The following is a 3,325-nucleotide window of genomic DNA, read 5'->3' on the forward strand; positions in this document are numbered from 1 at the left end:
GGTCGCCATTGTGGATGGTCCAGGCGCGGGTTTCCTTCGGCCCCACCGTGAAATAGGTCGCAAGGCCCAGAAGATCGTAGCCGGCGCGGATCACGCGGTCGAGGCCGGGTTCCTCGAGGCCGAGGGTTTCCAGAAATTCCTTCTGCTCCTCGGGCGAAAGCTGGGCTATTTCCGCCTCGATGGCGGCCGAGACCACCACCACGCCAGCGCCTTCCGCCTTCGCCTTCTCAGCCACGCGCGCGGAGAACGCATTGCCCGTGGCGGCAGAAGCCTCATCCACGTTGCACACATAGAGAACCGGCTTGGCGGTCAGCAGGTTCAGCATCTGGAAAGCCTTGCGGTCTTCCGCCTCCACCTGCAACAGGCGCGCCGGCTTGCCGTCGCGCAGCAATTCCAGCACCGCATCCATGAGCTGGACCTGCGCCTTGGCCTCCTTGTCGCTGGCGGCGCGCTTGCGCAGCGGCACCACCCGGCGCTCAAGGCTCTCAAGGTCGGAGAGCATCAGCTCGGTTTCCACCGTCTCGGCATCGGCCACCGGATCGACCCGGCCCTCGACATGGGTAATGTCGCCGTCTTCGAAGCAGCGCAGGACGTGGGCGATGGCATCCACTTCACGGATGTTGGCCAGAAACTGGTTGCCGAGGCCCTCGCCCTTCGAAGCGCCGCGCACAAGGCCGGCGATGTCGACGAAGGTCATGCGGGTCGGCACGATCTGGGCCGACTTGCCGATGGCTGCAATGCGGCCCAGACGCGGATCGGGCATCGCCACCTCGCCGGTGTTCGGCTCGATGGTGCAGAATGGATAATTGGCCGCCTGTGCCGCTGCCGTCTTGGTGAGCGCGTTGAACAGGGTCGACTTGCCGACATTCGGCAGGCCGACGATACCGCATTTGAAGCCCATGTATCCGTACTTTCGCTGGCTGCCGGGCAACTCCGGCCGGGCGCCGCGCGGCCCGACCCTGTCCCGGCGGGGCAGGTGCCCCCGATCCCATATCTGCGCGGGTAATATCCGGCCCGGTTCTTGGGCGAGCGGGCCGGCCGCCGTCAAGGCCCAATCGCCGCCGCTCTATCCCTCGCGGCGGCCGAGAAGGCGAGCGAGCCCCTCGGCCAGCGCCCCGCCCCCCGCCGGTTTGGCGGGAGCAGCGGCCGGCGGCGAAGAGGTCGCCGCCTTCGGCGCCCCCTCCCCTTCCTGTCCGGCCCGTGCCGGCCGGGCTGCCGCCTTCGGCGGGGTCAGCACCGCATGCACGCGATTGGCGAAGGTCGCATCCTTGCCGGCCGCCAGCAACGGCGCCTCGGCGGCCATGGCATCCAGCAGCGGCTCCAGCCATGCCTCGTCGGCCTTGGCGAAATCGTGCAGCACCCAGCCGTGCACCAGTTCCTTCGCCCCCGGATGGCCAATGCCGATGCGGATGCGGCGATAGTCCTCGCCAAGCTGGGCGGTGAGGGAGCGCAGGCCATTGTGGCCGCCGTGCCCGCCCCCCGTCTTGGCGCGGAACTTTCCGGGCGGCAGGTCGAGTTCATCGTGAAACACCACGACTTCCGACGGCGGCGTCTTGTAGAAGCGCGCCGCCTCGCCCACGGCCCGGCCGGATTCGTTCATGTAGGTCAGCGGCTTCATCAGCAGAACCCGCTCGTCCCCGATGACGCCTTCCGCAATCTCGGCCTGAAATTTCTGCCGCCAGGGACCGAAGCGATAACGCTCCCACAGGCGATCAACCGCCATGAAGCCGACATTGTGGCGGTTGCCGGCATAACGCGGGCCCGGATTGCCGAGGCCGACGAAAATCAGCATGACACTCTCCCTGCCGCCGCAGTGCGCTGCCGCCACGGCCGGGCGGCAGACATGAAAAGGACCGGGCGCACGACACGCCCGGTCCGGAATTCGCCTTCAGAGGCGCGACGGGCCGATCCCGGTCGGGGATCAGGCCTGCGGCGCGGCCGGAGCGGCCGGGGCCTCGGCTTCCGCCGCGGCGGTCTCGTCCTCGGGCAGAACCGCCGGCGCCACGATGGTGGCGATGGTCAGGTCTTCGCCGTGGCCGACGACATGGGAGCCGGCCGGCAGCGCGAGCTGCGACAGGTGCACCGAATCGCCGATCTCCAGACCGGTCAGGTCAACGGTGAGGGCTTCCGGAATCTCGTCGGCGTCGACGTTCAGCGTCACCGCGTGGGCAACGACGTTCAGCACGCCACCGCGCTTCAGGCCGGGAGCGGCCTCTTCGTTGAGGAAGTGCACCGGCACCTCCACCTCGATGTGAGCGTGGGCGGCAACGCGCAGGAAATCGACATGAACCAGCGTATCGCGGACCGGGTCGAGCTGATAGTCGCGCGGGATCACGCGGATCTTCTCAGCGCCGGTGTCGATCACGGCGATGGTGGTCAGGAAGCCGCCGGCATGCAGCTTCAGGAAAATTTCCTTTTCCGGAAGCGCGATCGGCAGGGCCGGCTGGCCTGCGCCGTAGATCACGGCCGGAACTTTGTTTTCACGCCGAAGTGCACGAGCGGCCCCCTTACCGACCCGATCGCGCACCGTGGCCACGAGCTCATAAGAACGACTCATGGAACACTCCAATATGTGATGCGAGGGGCGCCGGCCCGCAGCCATGCCATCCGGGCAGGTTGCCGTGCCGGCTTTTCAGCCCTGCGCGCCACGAACGGCGCGCAAAACGACTGCGGCCCGCCTCCAGGGGTGCGGGCCGCGCTTCTCATAACCGCATCGCGCGGGGGAGAAAAGCCCGAAACCGGTGCTTTTCGCCGCGCGGGAGCGGATTTTATCAGTCGAACAGGCTCGAAACCGACTTTTCCAGCGCGGTGCGGCTGATGGCTTCGCCCAGCAGCGGCGCGACCGAGATGTGGCGGATGTTCTTCGCCGCCGCGACTGCGGGGGTCGCCTCGATCGAATCGGTGATGACGAGCTCCTTCAGCAGCGACTGCTCGACACGGGTCACCGCACCGCCGGACAACACCCCGTGGGTGATGTAGGCGGTGACGCTGGAGGCCCCCTTCTTGATCAGCGCCTCGGCGGCGTTGCACAGCGTGCCGCCCGAATCGATGATGTCGTCGACCAGCAGGCAGTGGCGGCCGGACACATCGCCGATGATGTTCATCACTTCCGATTCGCCCGGCCGCTCGCGGCGCTTGTCCACGATCGCCAGCGGTGCATCGATGCGCTTGGCCAGCGCGCGGGCACGCACCACGCCGCCGACGTCCGGCGAAACCACCATCAGATTCTCGTTGCGGTACCGCTCCTTGATGTCGCGCGTCATCACCGGAGCGGAATAGAGATTGTCGGTGGGGATATCGAAGAAGCCCTGAATCTGGCCCGCGT

The 3,325-nt window shown here is 67.4% G+C and carries 4 protein-coding genes; all 4 read right to left on the reverse strand.

Features of this window, described 5'->3' with window-relative positions:
• A partial coding sequence (gene ychF, locus V7067_RS16730) for a redox-regulated ATPase YchF (RefSeq protein WP_334177028.1) occupies positions 1-901 on the reverse strand: 901 nt, incomplete at its 3' end.
• A gap of 165 nt (positions 902-1,066) precedes the next feature.
• Positions 1,067-1,792 (reverse strand): aminoacyl-tRNA hydrolase, encoded by a 726-nt coding sequence (pth, locus tag V7067_RS16735; RefSeq protein WP_334177029.1) that lies wholly within the window; start codon positions 1,790-1,792, stop codon positions 1,067-1,069.
• Positions 1,793-1,921: 129 nt separating this feature from the next.
• Positions 1,922-2,557: a 50S ribosomal protein L25/general stress protein Ctc gene (locus V7067_RS16740; RefSeq protein ID WP_334177030.1), complete on the reverse strand. Its 636-nt coding sequence runs from the start codon at positions 2,555-2,557 to the stop codon at positions 1,922-1,924.
• Positions 2,558-2,771: 214 nt separating this feature from the next.
• Positions 2,772-3,325, reverse strand: a 554-nt coding sequence (prs, locus tag V7067_RS16745; RefSeq protein ID WP_334177031.1) for a ribose-phosphate diphosphokinase, incomplete at its 5' end; no start/stop codon positions are given.

It is taken from the genome of Pseudoxanthobacter sp. (assembly GCF_036822375.1).
In the GTDB taxonomy this organism is placed as follows: domain Bacteria; phylum Pseudomonadota; class Alphaproteobacteria; order Rhizobiales; family Segnochrobactraceae; genus Pseudoxanthobacter.

What these genes read in the sequence shown, in the direction of transcription:
- pth (WP_334177029.1), bottom strand. Translation starts at nt 1,792, where the DNA reads ATGCTGATTTTCGTCGGCCTCGGCAATCCGGGCCCGCGTTATGCCGGC.
- V7067_RS16740 (WP_334177030.1), bottom strand. Translation starts at nt 2,557, where the DNA reads ATGAGTCGTTCTTATGAGCTCGTGGCCACGGTGCGCGATCGGGTCGGT.